Annotated in this window: 21 protein-coding genes; 12 read left to right on the top strand and 9 right to left on the bottom strand. The window is 65.8% G+C overall.

Annotated features, from left to right (window positions below):
- The first annotated feature begins 146 nt into the window (after positions 1-146).
- A complete protein-coding gene (locus AC3FLX_RS07410) occupies positions 147-371 on the top strand; it encodes a hypothetical protein (protein WP_488695219.1) in 225 nt (74 codons plus the stop codon).
- Positions 372-385: 14 nt separating this feature from the next.
- On the opposite strand, the gene AC3FLX_RS07405 is transcribed toward AC3FLX_RS07410, so the two are convergent.
- From AC3FLX_RS07405 to AC3FLX_RS07395, 3 genes are read right to left on the bottom strand one after another with little or no spacing between them, the layout of a single operon-like run.
- Positions 386-1,087, bottom strand: a complete 702-nt coding sequence (locus AC3FLX_RS07405) for an anaerobic ribonucleoside-triphosphate reductase activating protein (RefSeq protein WP_488695218.1) — start codon at positions 1,085-1,087, stop codon at positions 386-388.
- Entirely contained in the window at positions 1,065-1,265 is a 201-nt protein-coding gene (gene nrdD, locus AC3FLX_RS07400; protein WP_488695216.1) for an anaerobic ribonucleoside-triphosphate reductase, read from the bottom strand. The genes AC3FLX_RS07405 and nrdD overlap by 23 nt, the downstream gene beginning before the upstream one ends.
- Before the next feature lie 51 nt (positions 1,266-1,316).
- On the bottom strand, positions 1,317-3,041 hold the full coding sequence (locus tag AC3FLX_RS07395; RefSeq protein ID WP_488695214.1) for a ribonucleoside triphosphate reductase: 1,725 nt from the start codon (positions 3,039-3,041) through the stop codon (positions 1,317-1,319).
- A gap of 171 nt (positions 3,042-3,212) precedes the next feature.
- On the opposite strand from AC3FLX_RS07395, the gene AC3FLX_RS07390 reads away from it, so the two are divergent.
- Complete coding sequence (locus tag AC3FLX_RS07390) at positions 3,213-3,920, top strand: glutathione binding-like protein (RefSeq protein ID WP_488695212.1); 708 nt, start codon at positions 3,213-3,215, stop codon at positions 3,918-3,920.
- Positions 3,921-3,936: 16 nt separating this feature from the next.
- Here AC3FLX_RS07390 and AC3FLX_RS07385 read toward each other — a convergent pair whose 3' ends face one another.
- Positions 3,937-4,743, bottom strand: a complete 807-nt coding sequence (locus AC3FLX_RS07385) for an IclR family transcriptional regulator (RefSeq protein WP_488695211.1) — start codon at positions 4,741-4,743, stop codon at positions 3,937-3,939.
- A 101-nt stretch (positions 4,744-4,844) separates the two neighbouring features.
- On the opposite strand from AC3FLX_RS07385, the gene AC3FLX_RS07380 reads away from it, so the two are divergent.
- The gene (locus AC3FLX_RS07380; RefSeq protein ID WP_488695209.1) at positions 4,845-5,825 is read left to right on the top strand and encodes a Bug family tripartite tricarboxylate transporter substrate binding protein; all 981 of its coding nucleotides are present in this window, start codon (positions 4,845-4,847) and stop codon (positions 5,823-5,825) included.
- A gap of 27 nt (positions 5,826-5,852) precedes the next feature.
- Positions 5,853-8,192: a cytochrome P450/oxidoreductase gene (locus tag AC3FLX_RS07375; RefSeq protein ID WP_488695207.1), complete on the top strand. Its 2,340-nt coding sequence runs from the start codon at positions 5,853-5,855 to the stop codon at positions 8,190-8,192.
- Between the two features lie 38 nt (positions 8,193-8,230).
- Here the strand turns inward: AC3FLX_RS07375 and AC3FLX_RS07370 are convergent, their stop codons facing one another.
- Entirely contained in the window at positions 8,231-9,190 is a 960-nt protein-coding gene (locus tag AC3FLX_RS07370; protein WP_488695205.1) for a LysR family transcriptional regulator, read from the bottom strand.
- A 99-nt stretch (positions 9,191-9,289) separates the two neighbouring features.
- On the opposite strand from AC3FLX_RS07370, the gene AC3FLX_RS07365 reads away from it, so the two are divergent.
- Positions 9,290-10,711, top strand: coding sequence for an aldehyde dehydrogenase family protein (locus tag AC3FLX_RS07365; RefSeq protein WP_488695203.1), 1,422 nt, complete (start codon positions 9,290-9,292; stop codon positions 10,709-10,711).
- Positions 10,712-10,791: 80 nt separating this feature from the next.
- Here the strand turns inward: AC3FLX_RS07365 and AC3FLX_RS07360 are convergent, their stop codons facing one another.
- Positions 10,792-11,859, bottom strand: a complete 1,068-nt coding sequence (locus AC3FLX_RS07360; protein ID WP_488695201.1) for a VWA domain-containing protein — start codon at positions 11,857-11,859, stop codon at positions 10,792-10,794.
- 72 nt (positions 11,860-11,931) lie between these two features.
- Here AC3FLX_RS07360 and AC3FLX_RS07355 point away from each other — a divergent pair, with 72 nt between their 5' ends.
- The 4 genes from AC3FLX_RS07355 to AC3FLX_RS07340 are packed head-to-tail and all read left to right on the top strand — an operon-like array spanning position 11,932 to position 15,930.
- Positions 11,932-12,876, top strand: coding sequence for a S1C family serine protease (locus tag AC3FLX_RS07355; protein WP_488695199.1), 945 nt, complete (start codon positions 11,932-11,934; stop codon positions 12,874-12,876).
- Positions 12,877-12,888: 12 nt separating this feature from the next.
- The gene (locus AC3FLX_RS07350; RefSeq protein ID WP_488695197.1) at positions 12,889-13,902 is read left to right on the top strand and encodes an AAA family ATPase; all 1,014 of its coding nucleotides are present in this window, start codon (positions 12,889-12,891) and stop codon (positions 13,900-13,902) included.
- Entirely contained in the window at positions 13,880-14,878 is a 999-nt protein-coding gene (locus tag AC3FLX_RS07345) for a DUF58 domain-containing protein (protein ID WP_488695195.1), read from the top strand. Before AC3FLX_RS07350 ends, AC3FLX_RS07345 begins: the two co-directional genes overlap by 23 nt.
- Positions 14,875-15,930, top strand: a complete 1,056-nt coding sequence (locus AC3FLX_RS07340; protein ID WP_488695193.1) for a VWA domain-containing protein — start codon at positions 14,875-14,877, stop codon at positions 15,928-15,930. Before AC3FLX_RS07345 ends, AC3FLX_RS07340 begins: the two co-directional genes overlap by 4 nt.
- Before the next feature lie 50 nt (positions 15,931-15,980).
- On the opposite strand, the gene AC3FLX_RS07335 is transcribed toward AC3FLX_RS07340, so the two are convergent.
- Both AC3FLX_RS07335 and AC3FLX_RS07330 read right to left on the bottom strand, forming a co-directional pair.
- Positions 15,981-16,454, bottom strand: coding sequence for a PaaI family thioesterase (locus tag AC3FLX_RS07335; RefSeq protein WP_488695191.1), 474 nt, complete (start codon positions 16,452-16,454; stop codon positions 15,981-15,983).
- A 73-nt stretch (positions 16,455-16,527) separates the two neighbouring features.
- Positions 16,528-16,986 carry a winged helix-turn-helix transcriptional regulator gene (locus AC3FLX_RS07330; protein WP_488695190.1) on the bottom strand — a complete coding sequence of 153 codons (459 nt, stop codon included), beginning with the start codon at positions 16,984-16,986 and terminating at the stop codon, positions 16,528-16,530.
- A 268-nt stretch (positions 16,987-17,254) separates the two neighbouring features.
- Here AC3FLX_RS07330 and AC3FLX_RS07325 point away from each other — a divergent pair, with 268 nt between their 5' ends.
- The 3 genes from AC3FLX_RS07325 to AC3FLX_RS07315 are packed head-to-tail and all read left to right on the top strand — an operon-like array spanning position 17,255 to position 19,778.
- On the top strand, positions 17,255-17,899 hold the full coding sequence (locus tag AC3FLX_RS07325) for a cysteine hydrolase family protein (RefSeq protein ID WP_488695188.1): 645 nt from the start codon (positions 17,255-17,257) through the stop codon (positions 17,897-17,899).
- The gene (locus AC3FLX_RS07320; RefSeq protein ID WP_488695187.1) at positions 17,896-19,473 is read left to right on the top strand and encodes an aldehyde dehydrogenase (NADP(+)); all 1,578 of its coding nucleotides are present in this window, start codon (positions 17,896-17,898) and stop codon (positions 19,471-19,473) included. Before AC3FLX_RS07325 ends, AC3FLX_RS07320 begins: the two co-directional genes overlap by 4 nt.
- A 14-nt stretch (positions 19,474-19,487) precedes the next feature.
- Positions 19,488-19,778, top strand: coding sequence for a hypothetical protein (locus AC3FLX_RS07315; protein WP_488695185.1), 291 nt, complete (start codon positions 19,488-19,490; stop codon positions 19,776-19,778).
- Positions 19,779-19,791: 13 nt separating this feature from the next.
- Here the strand turns inward: AC3FLX_RS07315 and AC3FLX_RS07310 are convergent, their stop codons facing one another.
- Positions 19,792-21,042 (bottom strand): GGDEF domain-containing protein, encoded by a 1,251-nt coding sequence (locus AC3FLX_RS07310; RefSeq protein WP_488695183.1) that lies wholly within the window; start codon positions 21,040-21,042, stop codon positions 19,792-19,794.
- Positions 21,043-21,077 lie beyond the last annotated feature (35 nt).

Raw genomic sequence — 21,077 nt, 5'->3', positions numbered from 1 at the left:
CATGCACACCGCGGGTGTTGGCCGCCAGCCGACTGGATATCCGCTGGCCGTGCAGCACCCTGCCCTTTACGCAATGGCATGGTCCCTGCTGAACGGCTGACAGGCACCGCGCTCGCCGTGCCTGCCACCACGTTCAGGAGACCATCATGAGCAAGCTGAAGATCGCGGACCTGTACCGCGAAGATCTGTTGGATAGCGGTGCCGCACGCGCCATTTGCGGCGGTATTGCCTATATCCGTGTGGGAGAACCACATGGCAGTACCTGGCCGGGCTGGCCCGCGTGGATGCCGCGCGTCGCGCTGCCCAAAGGCAACGAATGGGACCCCGCCTATTCGCCGATGGCGCACGAGCCGGACCCCCGGTTGCAATAGCCGCGACGCAGGACTCACTCCGGCACGCGCAGCACAAGCTCCGGAAAAGCCTCGGCCAGACGCCGGGCCACACCGGCAGGCCAGTTCACCGGCTGGCCGGCACGGTTGCAGACCTGCAGGGACCAATGCCGCACGCCCCGCGCCTTGAGCATGCCGGCCAGCGCCAGCAGCGCCGGCTCATCGAACAGCGCGGGGTCCCACGTGGTGCGGCATTCATAGGGCACGCCGCTCGCCAGCATCCGGTCCAGCGACGCCATGACGCGGGCCGCGCTGCCAGGCGTATTGGTGACCGCCTCATAGGCATGCGCCGGCGCCTTGATGTCGAAGCCGATCCAGTCCAGTTGCGGCAGTACCGCGCTCAGGCGGTCCGGATACATGCCGGCCGTGTGCAGTGCCACCTGAAATCCCAATTGCCGCACGGCACGGATCGCATCGGGCAGCGCGGCCTGCAGCGTCGGCTCGCCACCCGAAAACACCACACCGTCCAGCAATCCGCGCCGTTGCGCAAGGAACGACAGGACATCGTCCCATGCCATCGCGGGCGGCCCCTGCGGTGGAATCAGGTGGGGGTTGTGGCAGTAACCGCATTGCCACGGACAGCCCTGGCAGAACACCACGGCGGCCAGCCTGCCCGGAAAGTCGATGCTGGTCAGTGGCACCAGACCGCCAACGCGCAGGCCCGCCATCGTCCGCTCAATGCCGGCTGCGGCGCTCATCGAAGAACCTGCGTTCGGCGTGCTCGCCCTTCTTGCCGATATTGAAACTCTCCACGGGTCGGTGGTAGCCCATGACGCGGGTCCAGACCTCGCAGGGCTGGCGCTCGTCGTCGCGCAGGGTGATAGCGGTGTCGGCGGTGTCGATGGAGAAATGCTGGCTGACGGAAAGATCGGTCATGGCATGCGCTCGCAGGTTGAAACTTCGGGTTGGAACATCGGGAGAAACAACTCAGGCCGCCTGCTGCGTCCGCTTGCGCGCGAAGATCTCCTCGTCGCATTTGGGGCAGAAGCGGTGTTCGCCGGCCAGATAGCCGTGCGTGGGACAAACGGAGAACGTGGGCGTGACCGTGATATACGGCAGCCGGAACGACTCAAGCGCCCGGCGCACCAGGCACTGGCAGGCGTCGCCACTTGACAGGCGCTCGCCCATGTACAGGTGCAGGACCGTGCCGCCCGTGTATTTGGACTGCAGCGTTTCCTGCCGCGCCAGCGCTTCGAACGGATCGTCGGTAAAGCCCACGGGCAATTGCGACGAGTTCGTGTAGTACGGCTGCGCGGCCGTGCCGGCCTGCACGATGTCGGGCCAGCGCTTGCGGTCCTCGCGCGCAAAGCGGTAGGTCGTGCCTTCGGCCGGCGTTGCCTCAAGGTTGTACATATGGCCCGTGGCTTCCTGATATTCGACGATGCGGCCGCGCACATGGTCGAGCAGACGCAGCGCCATCGCGTGGCCCGTCTCGCTGGTGATGTCGTGCGCGTCGCCCGTGAAGTTACGGATCATCTCGTTGATGCCGTTCACGCCCAGCGTGGAGAAATGGTTGCGCAGCGTGCCGAGGTAGCGCTTGGTATAGGGAAACAGCCCCTGATCCATCAGTTGCTGGATACGTTCACGCTTGGCTTCCAGCGTATCCCGCGCGATATCGAGCAGCGTGTCGAGCCGGGCCAGCAACGCTGGTTCATCGCCCCGATGCAGGTAGCCCAGCCGTGCGCAGTTGATGGTGACCACGCCGAGGGACCCGGTCTGCTCGGCGCTGCCGAACAGACCGTTGCCGCGCTTGAGCAGCTCGCGCAGGTCGAGCTGCAGGCGGCAGCACATCGATCGCACCATATTGGGCGTCAGATCCGAATTCACGAAATTCTGGAAGTACGGAAGGCCGTATTTGGCGGTCATCTCGAACAGCCGCCGGGCGTTCTCGCTGTCCCACGGAAAATCGGGCGTGATGTTGTACGTCGGAATCGGGAACGTAAAGACGCGCCCCTTGGCATCGCCCTGCGTCATCACTTCGATGTAGGCGCGGTTGATCATGTCCATCTCCGCCTGCAGGTCGCCATAGCGGAATGGCATTTCCTGGCCGCCGATCACCGGCACCTGCTCCTTGAGGTCGTCCGGGCAGGTCCAGTCGAAGGTCAGGTTCGTGAACGGCGTCTGCGTGCCCCAGCGCGACGGCACGTTGAGGTTGTAAATCAGCTCCTGGATGTGCTGCCGGACTTCCGCATAGTTCATCGCGTCCTTGCGGATGAACGGCGCCATATAGGTGTCGAACGAAGAAAACGCCTGCGCGCCGGCCCATTCGTTCTGCATCGTGCCCAGGAAATTCACGATCTGCCCAACCGCGCTCGACATATGCCGCGGCGGCGACGCCTCGACCTTGCCCGGCACGCCATTGAGTCCTTCATGCAGCAGCGTGCGCAGCGACCATCCCGCGCAATAGCCGGACAGCATGTCGAGGTCGTGGATATGCAGGTCGCCCGCGCGATGCGCCGCGCCGGCTTCTGGCGCATAGACATGCGAGAGCCAGTAATTGGCCGTGACCTTGCCGGCCACGTTGAGAATCAGGCCGCCCAGCGAATACCCCTGGTTGGCGTTGGCGTTGATCCGCCAGTCCTGGCGGTCGAGGTATTCGTTGATCGATGACTCGACATCCACCGTCGTTCTGCTCATGGCCATTTCCGGCATCGCGTCCGCTCCCTCATACAAGATGTGGTGCGGATTCTTCCACATGACCACTATATGTAGCTTTGGCCTAGATCAAATGTCGATATCAGGGGTATTTGGGGCCTGCCAGGCGAAACGGCGCCGAACCTATTAACATGGCCGCTTTCGCCCACAAAACGACTTCTCCCCACAATGACCGTTCTGTCCGACTTTCCGATTACCGCCAAATGGCCTGCGCAACATCCCGAGCGCCTGCAGCTGTATTCGCTGAATACCCCCAATGGCATCAAGGTATCGCTGATGCTGGAAGAGACCGGCCTGCCCTACGAGCCGCAACTGGTACGGTTCGACAAGCATGACCAGATGTCGCCGGAATTCCTGTCGCTGAACCCCAATAACAAGATCCCGGCGATCATCGATCCCAACGGTCCCGGCGGCAAACCGCTGGCCCTGTGGGAATCGGGCGCAATCCTGGTCTACCTGGCCGAGAAGGCCGGCAAGTTCATGTCGGCGGACCCGGCGCTGCGCTACGAAACTATCCAGTGGGTGATGTGGCAGATGGGCGGAATCGGGCCGATGTTTGGCCAGGTGGGCTTCTTCCACAAATTCGCGGGCAAGGACTACGAAGACAAGCGTCCGCGCGACCGTTACGTGGCCGAGACCAAGCGGCTGCTGAAGGTGCTGGACGAACGGCTCAAGGGCCGTGAGTGGATTATGGGCGACGACTACACGATCGCCGATATCGCCACGTTCCCGTGGGTGCGCAACCTGCTGGGTTTCTACGAGGCCGGCCCCCTGGTCGGCATCGAGGACTTCCCCGAGGTATCGCGCGTACTCAAGGCATTCGAGGCACGCCCTACCGTGCAGCGCGCCGTGAACATTCCGAAGCGCCCGGAATAAGACTGCAACGCACGCGCTACGCGGCGCAGCCCAGCAATGCGCTGATCGCCGCGGCTTCCTCACGCACCGCGCGGCCGATGGGTCCGTCGATCGAAGGGTCGAAGCCGCCGGTGGCGCCAAGCGCGGTGAGCACCGCGCAGACACGGCCCGTGTAGTCGCGCACCGGCGCCGCCACGGCGCTGATGCCTTTCAGGTTGGTATCGCGCACGGCCGCGCAGCCCTGCATCCGCACGGGTTCGCGCAGCACTCCAAGCGGGTCTTTTTCGTCGAGGTCGGCGCGTTGCGCCGGCGTGAGCGCATCCAGCTCAGCCTGTGCCAGCGCCTGGACGTTCGAATCGTCGAGCATGCCCAGGAACACCCGTCCCGTGGCCGACCACAGCAGCGGCATCACCGACCCCACGCGCACATTCACCGTCACCGGCAGACCCGGCTCCTCGATTCGCACGATGGTCGGCCCCTTGTTGCCCATCACCGCGATAAAGCACGTCACTTCCAGCCGCTCGCGCAGCCGCACCAGCGGCGCTTCGGCCAGCCGGATCGGGTCGGCCTGACGCATCGCGGCCAGCCCGATCTGCAGCGCCTCGATGCCCAGGTGGTACTGCTGCGTGTTCGCTTCCTGCGCCACGAACCCCTGCTCCATCAGGCTCACCAGGTACCGGTGCACCTTGGCCGGGCTTTCGTCGATCTGCATGGCGATGGCGGTCAGGCTCGCGCGGCCACCCAGGCGCGCCAGGGCCTTGAGCACGGCCATGCCGGTTTCGGCAGCCTGCACGCGCTGGCGGCGCTCGCGCGGCCGGGGAGAAATGTCGGTGGAAGTAGACATGGCGTTGGAGGTTAACCCCCATTCAAGGATTACGCAATGCGTATATGATTTACGCAAAACAGGCCGACCACTATCCGGCCAAATACCAAGGAGACAACCCGATGCCCCGCTTCCAGCCTGCCGCGCTGCTGGCCGTGTCTTTTGTCATGGCCGTGTGCGCCGCCCCCGTCCACGCCGCCGACGCCTATCCCGCCAAGCCGATCCGCTGGATCGTGCCTTATCCGGCTGGCGGCGGATCGGACTTCCTGGCACGCACGATCGGACAAGGACTGTCGACGCGCGTCGGCCAGCCGGTGGTGGTGGATAACAAGCCGGGTGGCAACACGGCGATCGGCGCATCGGAAACTTCGCGTGCTACGCCCGATGGCTACACCGTGCTGTCAGCGGACAACGGCACGCTAGTCTTCAATCCCGCGCTGTACAAGACGCTGTCATACAACCCGACGCGCGACCTGGCGCCAGTGACACTGCTGGGCCGCTTTCCGATGATCCTGGTCGTCGGCCCCGGCACGCAGGCGAAGACGGCGCAGGAATTCATCGCGCAGGTGAAGGCCACGCCCGGAGGCGTCAATTACGGCTCGGCTGGCGCCGGCAGCCCGCACCATCTGGCGATGGAACTGCTGAAGACCGAAGCGCACCTGACCATGACCCACGCGCCGTATCGCGGCGCGGCCCCGGCGCTGTCCGATGTGGCGGCGGGACAGATTCCCGCGATGATGGTCGACTTCGCGGCCGGCGCGGGCTTTATCAAGGGCGGCAAGGTGCGCCCGCTGGCCGTGGCCAACGCCACGCGCCTGCCGCAGTTGCCCGACGTGCCGACCTTCGCCGAACTCGGCTACAAGAACGTGGAAGCCGCCGCGCTGGTAGGCATGGTGGTACCGGCCGCGACGCCGCCCGATGTCATCAATACGCTGAACAGGCAGGTGGTGGCCTCGGTCAAGGACCCGGCCATCAACAAGAAGCTGGTCGACTTCGGCGTGGAGCCGGTGGGCAATACGCCCGCGCAGTTTGCAGACCTGCTGCGCAGCGAAACCGCTCGGTGGACCAAGCTGATCCAGGATCTGAAGATCTCGCTCGACTGACGCACCGCCAGAAAGTTGGAGTCCCGCATGAATCAGTCCCCTCCGCCCGCGCATGGCGCGGGTTGCCCGATCGACCATGCGGCGCTGCGCGCGCCGAATGGTTGCCCCGTCAGCCACAACGCCGCGGCATTCGATCCGTTCGAGGACGGCTATCAGCAGGACCCGCCCGACTACGTGCGCTGGTCGCGCGAGCAGGAACCGGTGTTCTACAGCCCAAGGCTCGGCTACTGGGTGGCGACCCGCTTCGAGGATATCAAGGCGATCTTCCGGGACAACCTCACGTTCAGCCCCGCCATCGCGCTGGAAAAGATCACGCCCACCGGCGATGAAGCCAATGCGGTGCTGGCATCGTATGGCTATGCGATGAACCGCACGCTCGTCAACGAGGACGAACCGGCTCACATGCCACGCCGCCGCGCGCTGATGGAGCCATTCACGCCGGCGGAACTGGTGCATCACGAGCCGCTGGTGCGCCGGCTCGCGCGTGAGTACGTGGACCGCTTCATCGACGACGGCCGCGCCGACCTGGTGGACCAGATGCTGTGGGAAGTGCCCCTGACGGTGGCGCTGCATTTCCTCGGCGTGCCCGAGGAAGACATGGACCTGCTGCGCCAGTATTCGATCGCCCACACGGTCAATACATGGGGCCGGCCGAAGCCCGAGGAACAGGTGGCCGTGGCCCATGCCGTGGGCAACTTCTGGCAACTGGCGGGCCGCATCCTCGACAAGATGCGCGAGGACCCATCCGGCCAGGGCTGGATGCAGTACGGCATCCGCAAGCAGAAAGATCTGCCCGAAGTCGTCACCGATTCCTACCTGCACTCGATGATGATGGCCGGCATCGTTGCGGCACACGAGACCACGGCCAATGCATCGGCCAATGCGATCAAGCTCCTGCTGGAGCATCCCGCCGTCTGGCGCGAAATCTGCGAAGACCCGGCGCTGATTCCGAATGCCGTGGAAGAATGCCTGCGCCACAACGGATCGGTCGCCGCGTGGCGACGCATCGTCACGCGCGACACCGAAGTGGGCGGCATCCGGCTTGCGGCGGGCAGCAAGCTGCTGATCGTGACGTCGTCGGCCAACCACGACGAACATCACTTTGCCGACGCCGATCTGTTCGATATTCACCGCGACAACGCCAGCGACCAGCTCACGTTCGGCTATGGCGCGCACCAGTGCATGGGCAAGAACCTGGCGCGCATGGAGATGCAGATCTTCCTTGAAGAACTGACCAGCCGCCTGCCGCACCTGCGGCTGGCCGAGCAGCGCTTCACCTACGTACCCAACACGTCGTTCCGTGGCCCCGAGCATCTGTGGGTGGAATGGGACCCCGCACAAAACCCCGAACGCAGCGACCCGTCCGTGCTGGCCGCGCGCGATGCGGTGCGCATTGGCGAGCCAACCGGCAACATTGGCCGCACGCTCGCCGTCGACTCGGTCGAACCGGCCGCGCGCGACGTGCTGCGAATCCGCCTGGCATCGCAGGATGGACGTCCGCTGCCGCGCTGGTCGCCGGGTTCCCACATCGACGTGGAGTGCGGCAGCACGGGCATATCGCGCCAGTATTCGCTGTGCGGCGACCCCGCCGACGCCAGCACGTTCGAGATCGCCGTGCTGCGCGAAGCGGAAAGCCGAGGCGGTTCCGCCTGGATTCATGCCAACCTGCGCGCCGGGGACAAGCTCAAGGTGCGCGGCCCGCGCAACCACTTCCGGCTCGACGAAAGCTGCCGCAAGGCCATCTTCATGGCCGGCGGCATCGGCGTGACGCCCGTCAGCGCAATGGCTCGCCGCGCACGCGAGCTAGGCATCGACTACGAGTTTCACTACTGCGGCAGATCACGCCAGGCGATGGCCATGCTCGACGAACTCACGGCGCTGCATGGCCCGCGGCTGCATGTGCATGCGCGCGACGACGGCCCGCGCGCGGACTTTGCTCGTATCGTCGGCACACCCGACGGCATCACGCAGGTCTATGCGTGCGGACCGGCCCGCATGATCGAAGGACTCGAAGCCGCCTGTGCGGCGTGGCCCGAAGATACGCTGCGCGTGGAACATTTCAGCTCTCAGCTCGGCACGCTCGACCCGTCGAAGGAACAGCCGTTCACGGTGGAACTCAAGGATTCGGGCCTAACACTGGACGTGCCAGCCGATCAAACCCTGCTGACCGCGCTTCGCTGCGCCAATATCGACGTGCAGAGCGATTGCGAGGAAGGCTTGTGTGGCTCTTGCGAAGTCCGCGTGCTGGCCGGCGATGTGGACCATCGGGATGTCGTGCTCACGCGCGGCGAACGCGAGGCGAACAATCGCATGATGTCCTGCTGCTCGCGCGCGCGGAACGGCGGAAAGATCGTGCTGGCGTTGTAGTTGTAGTTGTAGCTGCAGCGCCGGATACCGCGATCCCGCTATCGCGGCTTTGGTTTTGTTTTTGGCTTCGCCTGCTGCGTCCGCTTACGTTTCACGCGCTGACGTTGCATATCCGCGTGTTCCTGAATCGTGCCGATCAACGCACGCAGCCCCGCCGGTGCATGACGGCGGCTCGGATAATAAAGGCACAGCCCATCGAGCGGCGGCGTCCAGTCTTCCAGCACGCGCACGAGCGTACCGGCTGCCAGATCCGCGCTGACGTTCCACTCGGTCAGATAGGCTAGCCCGACACCGGCGCGCACTGCCGCGAGCATCAGGCCGGCATCGTCGAGCGTCAATCCTCCGGCGCCGTCGATGCGCACGGTCTCGCCATGCCGCTCGAATTCCCAGTGATAGATCGTGCCACTCGGCATCCTGCTGCGAATGCACTGGTGTGCCTTGAGATCGGCAGGTGTGCGCGGCTTGCCATGACTGGCGAAGTATTCCGGGCTACCCACCACGGCAAAGCGCTGCCGGTCACCGAACGGTACCGCCACCATATCCTGCGGCACGGTGCCAGCCAGGCGGATGCCTGCGTCGAACCCCTCCACGACGATATCGATCAGCTTGCCCTCGGTGACGATGTCGAGCTTCATCTCGGGATAACGCTGCAGGAAAGCGACGAACACCGGCATCACCTGGTGCGCCGCGCCGGCCGAGGTATTGATCCGCAGCGTGCCCGACGGCGTGTCACGAAAGCTGCCGGCCTGGTCGATGGCATCGCGGATGGTCGACAGCGCCGGCGCCACGCTGGCCACGAACTGCGCGCCGGCCTCTGACAGGGACACGCTACGCGTGGTCCGATTGAACAGACGCACGCCGATGCGCGCCTCCAGCACGGCCACGGCATGGCTCAGCGCGGAGGTCGACACACCCATCTCGTTCGCCGCCGCACGAAAGCTGCGATGGCGCGCCACAGCCAGCACCGCCTCAAGTTCACCCAGCCCGGAAGTCCGCATTGTCCTGATTCGTTTAATGATACATATACGATTGTATGGCTAGTCAACACAATGCCGGCGTCCTATCTTGATGACAACGCAACATGACATTGATACCTCATGCATCGCATCGACAAGATCTATATCGACGGAGCCTTTGTCACGCCGCACGGTGACGAACTGTTCGACCTCTTCAATCCGGCCACGGAGGCCGTGATCGGCCAGGTACGGCTGGCGGATGCCGTGGATGCGGCACAGGCCGTAGCCGCCGCCAAGCGTGCCTTCGCGTCGTTCTCGCGCACACCGAAGCGGCAGCGCATCGACATGCTCAAGCGCATGCACTCGGCGGTGCTGGCGCGTGAAGACGACCTGCTCGAAGCCATCGTCGAGGAATACGGCGCCCCGGCGTCGCGCGCACGCTGGATGGCGCGGCATGCCAGCGAGGTATTGCGCGACGCGGCGGGCGTGCTCGAAGACTATGCCTTTACCCGGCGCGTCGGCACGTCCGAAGTCGTCATGCAACCGCTGGGCGTGGCTGGTTTGATCACGCCCTGGAACAACGATGCCGGGTTCATCACCGGCAAGCTGGCGGCGGCACTGGCCGCCGGCTGCACGGCGGTCGTCAAGCCTAGCGAGATGAGCGCACTGCAAACGCGGATCGTGACCGAGGCACTGCATGCCGCCGACGTCCCGCCTGGCGTGTTCAATATCGTGACGGGCCGGGGCGACACGGTGGGCGCCGCCATCACCGCGCACCCGGACGTCGTAAAACTGTCTTTCACCGGTTCCACGGCCGTTGGCAAGAGCATCCTGCGCACCGCCGCCGAATCGCTCAAACGCACGACGCTGGAGCTGGGCGGCAAATCGCCGGTCATCGTGCTGGACGACGCCGATCTGGACAAGGCCGCACCGCTCGCCCTGCAGGCGGGCTTCATGAATAGCGGGCAGGCCTGCATCGCCGGCACACGCATCCTGGTGCCCAAGGCCCGGCTGCGGGAATTCGAGTCGCGCATCGTCGCCGCGATGACGGAATTCCGTGCGGGCGATCCGCGTGAGGCCGCCACGACCGTCGGCCCGATGGTGAGCGAAAAGCAATGGCAGCGCGTGCAGCGCTACATCGGCATTGGCATCGCCGAGGGTGCGCGTTTGCTGGCCGGCGGCGAAGGGCGGCCAGCAGGCGTCGAGCGCGGCTGGTTCGTGCGCCCTACCGTATTCAGCGATGTGACCAACGATATGACGATCGCGCGCGAGGAGATCTTCGGCCCGGTGCTGTCGATCCTCACGTACCGCGACACCGACGAGGCCATCTCGATTGCGAATGACACGCCTTATGGCCTGCAAGCCTATGTGCTGTCGTCCGACGTGGCGCGCGCACGCGACGTGGCCGCGCGCATCGACGCGGGCCGCGTACTCGTCAATACCGTCACGCATGATCCGGCCGCACCGTTCGGCGGTTTCAAGCAATCAGGTATTGGCCGCGAGTACGGCACGTACGGGCTGGAGGCATTCCTTGAGACGAAGGCCGTGCTCGGGACGATGTAAGCCGGATGGCTTATTGCACCGCGGCATGCCCGAAATGCCGGATTTCCGCCGCGGTGCGTGCGGTAGCACACATAACTTCGTTAGCGACGAAACCAGAACAGCGATAGCGCCCCGCCCATCACCAGCAGCACCCCGGCCGCCGCCGCGAACAGCGCGCCAATCTCGGTTTCGCGCCGCTCCAGCGCAAAACGCGCGCTTAGCTGCCGATACACACGGCTCAGGTCGGCAGCCGAGCCGGCCTGGAAGTACTCGCCGCCGGTGATCGTCGCCACCGCGCGCAACGCCGGTTCATCGAGCTGCATGAAGTAGGACAGGACCGGCTCCCCCGGCACGGCGCCGCCCTGGGCCGAACCGAATCCCACGGTATAGACACGCACGCCGCGCTGCGCGGCCATACGCGCCGCGTCTAGCGGATCAGGGCCGGTGGTGCGGCGGCCGTCGCTAAGCAGGATCACCGCCCCGTGGCGGTAGGTGCCGGGTTGTACGGGCTCCCGTTGTTTCTCGCGCTTGCGGGCCGCATCGGCCGCGGCGGCCTCGTCGAGTGATGTAGCCGGCCGTCCCGCCAGTGGCGAGGCGTCGTTGAACAGCACGGCTTCCAGGTCGATGCCATCGTCGGGAAACAAGACCGCCAGCGCCTGGATCAACCCGCTGCCGGTGGCCGTGCCGCGCTGCAACTGGAAGCGGTCCAGCGCGTCGAGCATGTCCTGCCGGTTATCCGTGGGCGCCAGCACTTCGGCGGCCGTGGCGGCGAACGAGACGATGCCCAGCCGCACGCTCGACGGCAGTCCCACCACCAGGTCGCGGGCGGCCTGCTGCGCAGCAGCGATCCGGGTTGGCTCGACGTCGGTGGCCTCCATGCTGCGGGAAACATCCATCGCCAGCACCAGCGTGATGGTGTCCGAGGGCAGCGTGATGGTGGCGCTGGGCCGCGCGCAGGCTATCAGCGCGGCACCTAGCGCAAGCAGAAACAGAGCGGGAGGAATGTGGCGCCGCAGACGTTGGCCGGGTCCCAGCGCGGCGCGCGGCAATGCAAGGCTCGCATAGAGCAGGGCCGCCTTCTTGCGCCGGGCGATCAGATACAGATAGGCGGCCGCCAGCAGTGGTAGCAAAAGCAGCAGCCAGAGCATTTGCGGCCAGAGAAACTGCATGCCCTGCTCCTTGGCGCGTGGGTAAGAGGATGGTACTGTATTTTCCACGGCGCGACGGAACCGGGGGCAGCGATGAAACGCGTGACGATCTACGGGTTGGTTTCAGTGGCCGTCGCCCTGGTCTTCGCCTCGGGTGTCGGCGTCGCCTGGTTGTCGCAACCGCCGCCCCGCAAGCTCACCCAGGCCGATATCGACGCCGCCGTACTCCACACACTCCAGACCAAACCCCTACCCTCGCAAGCAGCCAGGGCCGCCGAAGCGATCCGCGAGTCGGTGGTGGAAATCCGCAGCTTCGCCCCGGAAAAGGCAGCGGACAAGCCAGCCGAAAAGGCCCCCGAGGCCAAGCCGGCGCCCAAATCCAAGCGCGGTTCCCCCGACGCCAAAAACAAGCCCGCCCCGAAATCCGCGCCAGCGCCGCGCGACGAAGCCGCCACGGTGGAGTCGCCCAAGAGCAAGGAGCCGCCGGTCGGCAAGTCAGAGGCGCGTCACATCGGCTCCGGCGTGGTCGTCACGGAAAGCGGCACGATCATCACCAACTATCACGTCGTGGCGGACGCCACGCGCCTTGAGGTCCGGTTCCATAACGGCATGACGACCGAGGCACTGGTCCTGCAGGCGATTCCGGAAAAGGACCTGGCCATCGTCCAACCCAAATCGATCCCCGACGACCTGCCGGCGGCAACGCTCGGTTCCAGCCAGGCACTGGTGCCCGGCACCGAGGTGGTGGCGGTCGGCTTTCCGTTCGGCATTGGTCCGTCGGTCTCGGCGGGTGTGATTTCAGGGCTGGACCGCCAGTTCGTCTCGCCGGACCGCAAACAGAACCTGGACAAGCTGATTCAGTTCGATGCCGCCGCGAATCCGGGCAACTCGGGCGGTCCGCTGGTGAACATGAATGGCGAGGTGGTGGGCATCGTCACCGCCATCCTCAACCCCAATCCGAGCGGTACCTTTCTCGGCATCGGCTTTGCCATCACGATCGAAAGTGCCGGCATGGCCCTTGGTTCTTCTCCCTTCTAGACACGGAGGCCTATGAACGACCAACCCTGGGGCGCTACTGACAGCGCCAGCCTGATGGAACGCCTGCTGTACGAGGTGAAACGCGTGGTGGTGGGGCAGGACCACTTCCTGGAGCGGGTGCTCGTGGCCATGCTGGCCGGCGGCCATCTGCTGGTGGAAGGCGTGCCGGGCCTGGCCAAGACACTGACGGTCAACACACTGGCGCGAACGATGAGCGGCTCCTTCAAGCGCATCCAGTTCACGCCAGACCTGCTGCCCGCCGATCTGATCGGCACGCGCATGTACAACCAGGGCACGGGCGAATTCTCCACGGTGCGCGGACCGGTGTTTGCCCACCTGCTGCTGGCCGATGAAATCAATCGCGCCCCGGCCAAGGTGCAGAGCGCGCTGCTGGAGGTCATGCAGGAAAAGCAGGTGACGATTGCCGGCGAATCGCATCCGGTACCCACGCCTTTCCTGGTCATGGCCACGCAGAATCCGATCGAGACCGAAGGCACGTACCCGTTGCCCGAGGCTCAGGTCGACCGCTTCATGATGAAGGTGCTGGTCGGCTATCCCAGCGAGGAAGAGGAAGTCGTCATCGTCAATCGCGTGACCGGGCCACGCATCAGCGTGAATCCGATCGCCACGCCCGAACATCTGGCCGCGCTGCAGGAAGAGTGCCGCAAGGTGTACGTGGACCCAGGGCTGATCCAGTATGCGGTGCGCGTGGTAGCGGCCACGCGCAAGCCCGCCAGCTATGGCGTGGAAGATCTGGACCGCTATGTCTCCTTCGGCGCCAGCCCGCGCGCGACCATCGGCCTGATCGAAGGCGCCCGCGCGCTGGCTTTCCTGCGCGGGCGCGACTACGCGCTGCCCGAGGACGTGATCGATCTGGTGCCCGACGTGCTGCGCCACCGCGTGGTGCTGTCGTACGAGGGCATTTCCGATGCGGTCACCCCCGACCAGCTGGTGGCCCGCATCCTGCAGGCCCTGCCGGTGCCCGAGCGCCCGATGGAATCCCATGTTCGGGCGGCTGCGCGGTAAGCGCCAGAACGGCCCCCTGGCCGTCGTCCCCGGCACGGCCGCCACGGCCCGCATCGGTGCCAGCCAGACCGACGCGCTGCTGCGCCGGCTGGAATGGACCGTGGTGCGCCGGCTCGACGGCCTGCTCCAGGGCGACTACCGCACGCTGTTTCGCGGCTTTGGGCTGGACCTGGCGGACCTGCGCGAATATCACCCCGGCGACGATGTGCGTCATATCGACTGGAACGTGACCGCGCGGCTGCAAACGCCACACGTGCGCGAGTATCAGGAAGATCGTGAGGTGGCCGTGTGGTTTCTGCTGGACCTGAGCGGATCGATCGACTTCGGTTCCGGCACGGTCCGCAAACGCGACCTGCTCGCGGATTTCACCACGGTCATGGCGCTGTTGCTGACGCGCTATGGCAACCGCGTGGGAACCGTGCTGTACGGCGGCGCCGCCGACACCACGCCGGCCGTGGTGCCAGCGCGCGCCGGGCGCCGGCACCTGCTGCATCTGCTGGACCGCATGCATGCCATGCCTGCCGCGTCGCCGGGCGATACCCGCCTGCGCGATCTTCTCGAACGCGCGCGATCGGTTGCCAGGCGGCGTTCGGTGTTATTCGTCGTCTCCGATTTCATCAGCGCACCCGGCTGGCAGGCCTCGCTGGCGATGCTGGCACGGCGCCATGAGGTGGTGGCGGTGCGGCTGGTCGACCCGCTGGAGCTGGCACTTCCAGACCTGGGCCTGGTGGTGATGCAGGACGCTGAAACCGGTGAGCAGATGCTCATCGACACGCATGACCGGGGCTTCCGCAAGCGCTTTGCGGCCATCGCCGAGGCACGGGAGGCGGAACTGCGCCAGGGCTTTGTACGCGCCGGCGTGGACTGCCTGACGCTTTCCACCGATACGCGGCTGGACCTGGCGCTGCTGCAATTCGCCCGGCAGCGCGGCCAGCGCCTTGGCGGCGCGCGCAACGTCGCACGGGGGACCGCATGATCGATGCGATCAGCCGCCTGCCCGTCTTCAGCTTCCTGTGGCCGGTCATGCTCTGGCTGCTGCCCTGCGTGGTGCTGCTGGCGGTGTGCTACGTGTGGCTCGACGCGCGCCGCCGCCGCGCGAGGGCGCACTACCCGGCGCTGCAAATGGCGGGCACCGCGGGCAAGGCCGTCACGAACTGGCGCCGCCACGTGGCGCCGGTCATGGCGCTGTTGGCCCTGGCCGCATTGATCGTTGCGATTGCACGGCCCCAGGCCGTGATGATGCTGCCCTCCCGCATCGAAACCGTGATCCTTGTGATCGACCTGTCCGGCAGCATGCGGGCGCAGGACGTCAAGCCAACCCGCCTGCGCGCCGCGCAGAACGCGGCCAAGGTCCTGCTCGATGCCCAGCCATCGGGAGTCAGCATGGGGCTGGTGGCGATGGCAGGCACGGCGGCCGTGGCGCAGGCGCCGAGCCGGCGCAAGGACGACGTCGCTGCCGCGATCGACAAACTGCAATCACAGGGTGGCACGGCCCTTGGTAACGGATTGCTGATCGCGCTGACGGCGCTGATGCCGCAACTGGCCGAAGACGCGGCGCGGCTCATGAACGACGACTCGCCGCCGCAGAAACCGCCCGGCGCGGACAACGACGATAACGTGGCCCCCGGCTCCTATGCGTCGGGCGCCATCGTGCTGTTCTCCGATGGCGAAAGCAATGCGGGCCCCGGCGCCATGCTGGCGGCACAGCTCGCCGCCGCGCACGGCGTGCGCATCTACACCGTGGGCGTGGGCACCATCGAGGGCGTGGTGCTGAAGGCGGATGGCATGTCCGCCCGCGTCCGGCTCGACGAACAGGTGCTCAAGCAGGTGGCCGACGCCACGGGCGCGGAGTATTTCCGCCTGGAGGATGCCTCGCGCCTGAAGAAGGTGTACCGCGCCATCAACGCCAGGCTGAGCTACGGCAAGCGCGACCAGGTCGAGATCACCGCGTTCTTTGCCGCGCTGGGCGCCCTGCTGGCCACCTGCGCGGGATTGCTGTCACTGTGGTGGTTCGGGCGGGTCCTGTAGATCGAATCCGGCAGGCCAGCCGGCGCGTGGTTCGGGACGATCTGGCCCGGCTATCGCGGTGCCAGCACCAGCAGCGTGGAAGTGCCGTGCGCCAGCACGCGACCGCTGGCGTCGAGCACGCGGCAGTCGGCGGTAATGATCTGCTTGCCCGAGGAAACCACGCGCCCCTCCGCGCGCACGCGCCCTGAATCGGCCTTGATGGCGCGCGAGAAATTTCCCTTCGTTTCCACCGTGGTATAGCCGGTGCCGGCCGGCAGCACCGAATATGCCGCGCATCCCGTAGCACTGTCGATCAGCGTCAGCGCCCATCCACCGTGGACGGTACCCATCGGATTGAGCAGATGCGGACCCGCCTCGCCTTCGAACGCGGCAAACCCTTCGCCAACCTCCACCAGCCAGAACCCCAGCGTCTCGGCAATCGGCGGCTGCGGCAGCCGGCCGTCCACGATGGCCTCCAGTACGGCCTTGCCGGTCATGCCCGCGATGTCGGCGGGTGAAGCAACTCCATAGCGATAGTCGGTCACGCATGTCTCCTTTGCGTTTTGTAATGGAAATGACTGCTGGTAATGGTCGATGACAGCCGCTGCCTGCGCGCGGCTATTTCCGTTTGAACGCCTCGCGCCGGGCTGCGCGCTCGTCCGCGAAGGTACTGCTCATGACGGCGTCCAGGTCCTGGCGCTGGATCGGCGCGCCGCAATGCGGGCAAACGCTGGCCAGACCCACGTCGTGGCCACAGGCGCGATGCACGAAGCGCACCGCCAACCCTTCGTCCTCATCCTTGCACCACGTCTCGCCCCAGGCGCGCAGTGCATAGATCACGGGATAGAAATCCCAGCCCTTCCTGGTGAGCTGGTATTCGTACCGCAGCGGCTTCTCGCTATACGGCCGGCGCTCGACCATGCCGTCCGCCTCGAGCGCCTTCAGGCGCGTGGTCAGCATCTGCGGCGTGGCGCCGGTCTGGATCTGCATTTCCTCGAACCGCGTTGCGCCCATGTACAGCTCGCGCAGCACCAGAAGCGTCCACTTGTCGCCCACCACATCCACGGAACGTGCCACGGGGCACGCCGTATCGTTCCTAGCTTCCGTCGCTCGCGTCACAGCCCGACTCCAAAAGTCACTATTTATTTCATAGTAGCACGATCACGAATGCTCGGCTGGCGCCTTCCTCCGCCCGCTATCCCTTGTGTTTCTTGACACTATGATTTTCATAGTTATACTGGCTCGTACTGAAGCGCGAGACGTCGCGCAACTTGACAGTCAAGGCAGGCAGGCGCCCCTGCAACCGATGCGACTCCGGTCGCACATGCCTTAAAGGAGTATCCAAGTGGCGAATCCTCTCTATCGCGCGGAGCGCACCGGCCTGTTGCTGGTGGACCCGTACAACGACTTCCTTTCCGACGGCGGCAAGCTGTTTCCGATGCTCAGGGACGTGGCTGACGACGTCCGCCTGCTGGACAACCTGCGTGCGGCCGTGGGCGCCGCCCGTGACGCCGGCATCCAGGTGTTCTACGTTCCGCATCGCCGCTGGCAGCCGGGCGACTATGACAACTGGGATCATCCGAATCCGACGCAGCGCCTGGTGCAACAGCGCCATACGTTTGCCAAAGGCACATGGGGCGGAGAGTGGCATCCCGATTTCGTGCCCCAGGACGGCGACATCGTCATCCAGGAGCATTGGGCCCAGAGCGGCTTCGCCAACACCGACCTCGATTTCCAGCTCAAGCAGCAAGGCGTCACGCATGTGATCGTGATCGGCCTGCTGGCCAATACCTGCATCGAATCGACCGCCCGCTTTGCAATGGAGCTTGGCTACCACGTCACGCTCGTGAACGACGCCACAGCCGCGTTCACCCGCGAAATGATGCATGCCGCTCATCATCTGAACGGCCCTACCTTCGCGCATGAAATTCTGAAGACCGCTGAACTCGTTGCCGCGCTTCCTACCGCTTCGCGGGAGGTTGCGGCATGAACCTCACCGGCAATCTCCTGATCGGCGCGCACGAAGTGGGCGCCACGGCGGGCACGATGCGTGCGTTGAATCCCGCGACCAATCTGAAGTTCGCACCCGATTTCGCGTTCGGCGGCCCCGCGGAGGTCGAACGCGCCGCGCAATTGGCCGATGACGCCTTCGACAGCTACAACGGCACGACGCTGGCAGAGCGCGCCGCATTCCTGGAGCGCATCGCCGACGGGCTCGATGCCCATGCGCCGGCGCTGGCGCAGCGTGCCGCGCTGGAAACCGGCCTGCCTGCTGCCCAGCTGGCTGCCGAGGCAGCCAAGGCGGCCACCCAGTTTCGCCAGTTCGCCACGGTGGTGCGTCAGGGGCGCTTCCGGCAAGCCGCGATCGACCCGGCCCAGCCAGACCGGCAGCCGCGTCCGCGCATGGATCACCGCATGCAGAAGATCGGCATCGGACCCATTGCCATCTTCGGCGCCAGCAACTTCCCGATCTCGTATTCGGTTGCCGGCGGCGACACCGCGTCGGCACTGGCGGCCGGCTGCCCCGTCATCCTGAAAGCGCACAACGCTCACCCCGGCGCGTCGGAAATCATGGGGCGCATCATCCAGCAGGCGGTCAGGGACAGTGGCCTGCATGAAGGCGTGTTCTCGATGCTGCGCGGCGACGGCAATGCAATTGGCGAGGCGCTGGTCGACCATCCGCTGATCAAGGGCGTGACGTTCACCGGCTCCGAAGCAGGCGGCATGGCGCTTTATCGCCGTGCGCAGCAGAGGCCCGATCCGATCCCGGTCTTCACCGAGATGACCAGCGTGAACCCGACCTTTGTACTGCCGGACGCGCTTGCGTCGCGCGGTGCGCAGATCGGCGATGGCTTTGCCGAGCGCATGCTGGTGAACGTCGGGCAGGCCTGCCTGAAGCCGGCCATCCTGCTGGCCGTAGCGGGCGCGGGCTATGACGCGCTGCGCGAGGCGATGATCTCCCGCGTGCATGGCATGCACGCCCGCACGATGCTGACGCCCGGTATCCAGCAGGCCTATCGCAAGGGCCTGGACCGCCAGCATGCGGCCGGCGCCGAGACCATTGCCGCCGGTGCGGCGCCCGTGGGCGATTGGGATGGCCAGTCCTTCCTGTTCGAGGTCGATGGCACACAGCTGATCGACCAACCGGCCCTGCTCGACGAAGTGTTCGGACCGGCGGCGTTGCTGGTGCGCGTGACGGACGTGGAGCAACTGGTCAGCATCGCGCGGCGGTTCCGTGGGCAGCTATCGGCAACCATGCATCTGGAGCAGGCCGACCTGGCGCTGGCTGCCCGCCTGTTGCCGATTCTGGAACGCCGCACCGGCCGCATCGTGATCAATGCTTTCGCGCATCCACAGGAAGTGTCGTACGCATCGATCCACGGCGGGCCGTTTCCAGCCACGTCGGACAGCCGCTTCACCTCGGTAGGCATGACCGCGATCGAACGGTTTCTGCGGCCGGTGACCTACCAGGGCTTTCCGGATGCACTGCTGCCCGAGGCCCTGCGCCACGACAATCCGCTCGGCCTCTGGCGGCTGACGGACGGCGAACTCTCACAAGACTAACCCTGGAGCGCGCCATGCAATATCTTGTTCTGGTATCCCGCAGTTCTCCCCCGCCCAACGAAACCCCGACGGCGGCCGAGCGTCAGGCGGAGCAGGAAGTCATCCGCAATCTCTATGTGGACGGCGTGGTCAGGCAGATCTGGCTGCGCGAGGGCGGTGCCGTGATCCTTGCCGAAGGCGACAGCGCCCCGGCACTGGAGCGCACGTTCTCAGCGCTGCCGCTCGTGAAATCGGGCTTCCTGCAAACGCCGACGGTCATTGCGCTGAAGCCATATCCGGGTTTCGGTCCGCAGCTCGGGGAGTAGCAGGAGCTGGGTTTCAGGCGGGCGAGACGCAATCGGTCTCGCCCTGGACCGGCATCGCGGCATCGCCGGTGTCGGTTTCCGCGCGCATGCTCGATCCAAGCACGAACTGGTCGCGCCCGCGCTTCTTGGCCATGTAGAGCGCACGATCCGCATCCGCAAACAGGCCGCGCCACAACGCCTCACGGTTCGAAGGCCCGCCTTGCAACTGGGCGATACCGATACTGACGGTTGCGTGGCCGCAGCCGGGACCATCGCCATCGGGCAGCGCGATTGCCCTCACCTTGCGCAGGATGCGGTTGGCCAGCGCCGTGGCCTGATGTTCATCGGTATGCGGGCAGAGAATGCAGAACTCTTCGCCGCCGTAGCGTGCCGCGATGTCGGAGGCGCGCCGCGAATTGTCGAGCGCGGCGGCGATATCGCGCAGTACGTGATCCCCTTCATGGTGCCCGTGACGATCGTTGACGCGCTTGAAATGATCGACGTCGATCACCAGGCAGGACAGCGGATCCCCGTCGCGCTGCCAGCGCGCCACCAGGCCGATGGCCGTCATGTCCAGCGCCCCGCGATTCAGCAGGCCGGTCAGCGCATCGAGGCGCGCGCCGCTTTCATTGCGCGCGATGATCTGCTCCATCGCCATCAGGCTGAAGCCGAACAGGCCCAGCAGCACGGCGACCAGCGGCGCCAGCGGCCAGACCGATGCACTGGTCTGCAGGAAGAACGGCGTGATGGCCAGCCCCTTGAAGGCGGCGCCATAACTCAGCGCGGCCACCTGCGAGGCAAGCAGGACGAGATGGGATGCCAGCACCAGCGGGCCACCGATACTGGTGCGGCCGCGCCGGCTGCGCAGCATCGTGACAATGGTGCTGAAGGAAATCACTGCCAGCATGCCGTATGCCATGCCATGCAGCAGCAGGCGTCCGTCGGCCAGGCCGCTTACCAGCACCAGCAGCAGGAGCACGGCCAGGCCGGTCAGGCGCAGCGGCAAAGCCTGGTCGGGCAGTCCGTAGTAGACGCGTACACCGCGATAGATGGTGAGCCTGCCGATCAGATAGGCACCGGCGCCAAGCGCGGCAAGGTGGATGGACTCGCCGGCCGCGCTGGCGGCCACCACCAGCCCGGCGCCCGAGGCCACCACATGACCAACGGCCCAGAGGCGTCCGGCTTCACTGGCGCGCAGCGCCAGCACCAGCCCCGCGGCCATGACCAGCGTGCTGGAGAAAACCACCATCATGACGACCAGAATCGTCTGCTGAGCCAGGTGCACGGGAATCGGTTTCCTCTTCAAGCTACCGGGGGCGG

It is taken from the genome of Cupriavidus sp. 291-E7 (assembly GCF_057798835.1).
The sequence above is the reverse complement of the archived record's forward strand: the minus strand, read 5'-3'. Positions and strand labels throughout refer to the sequence as shown.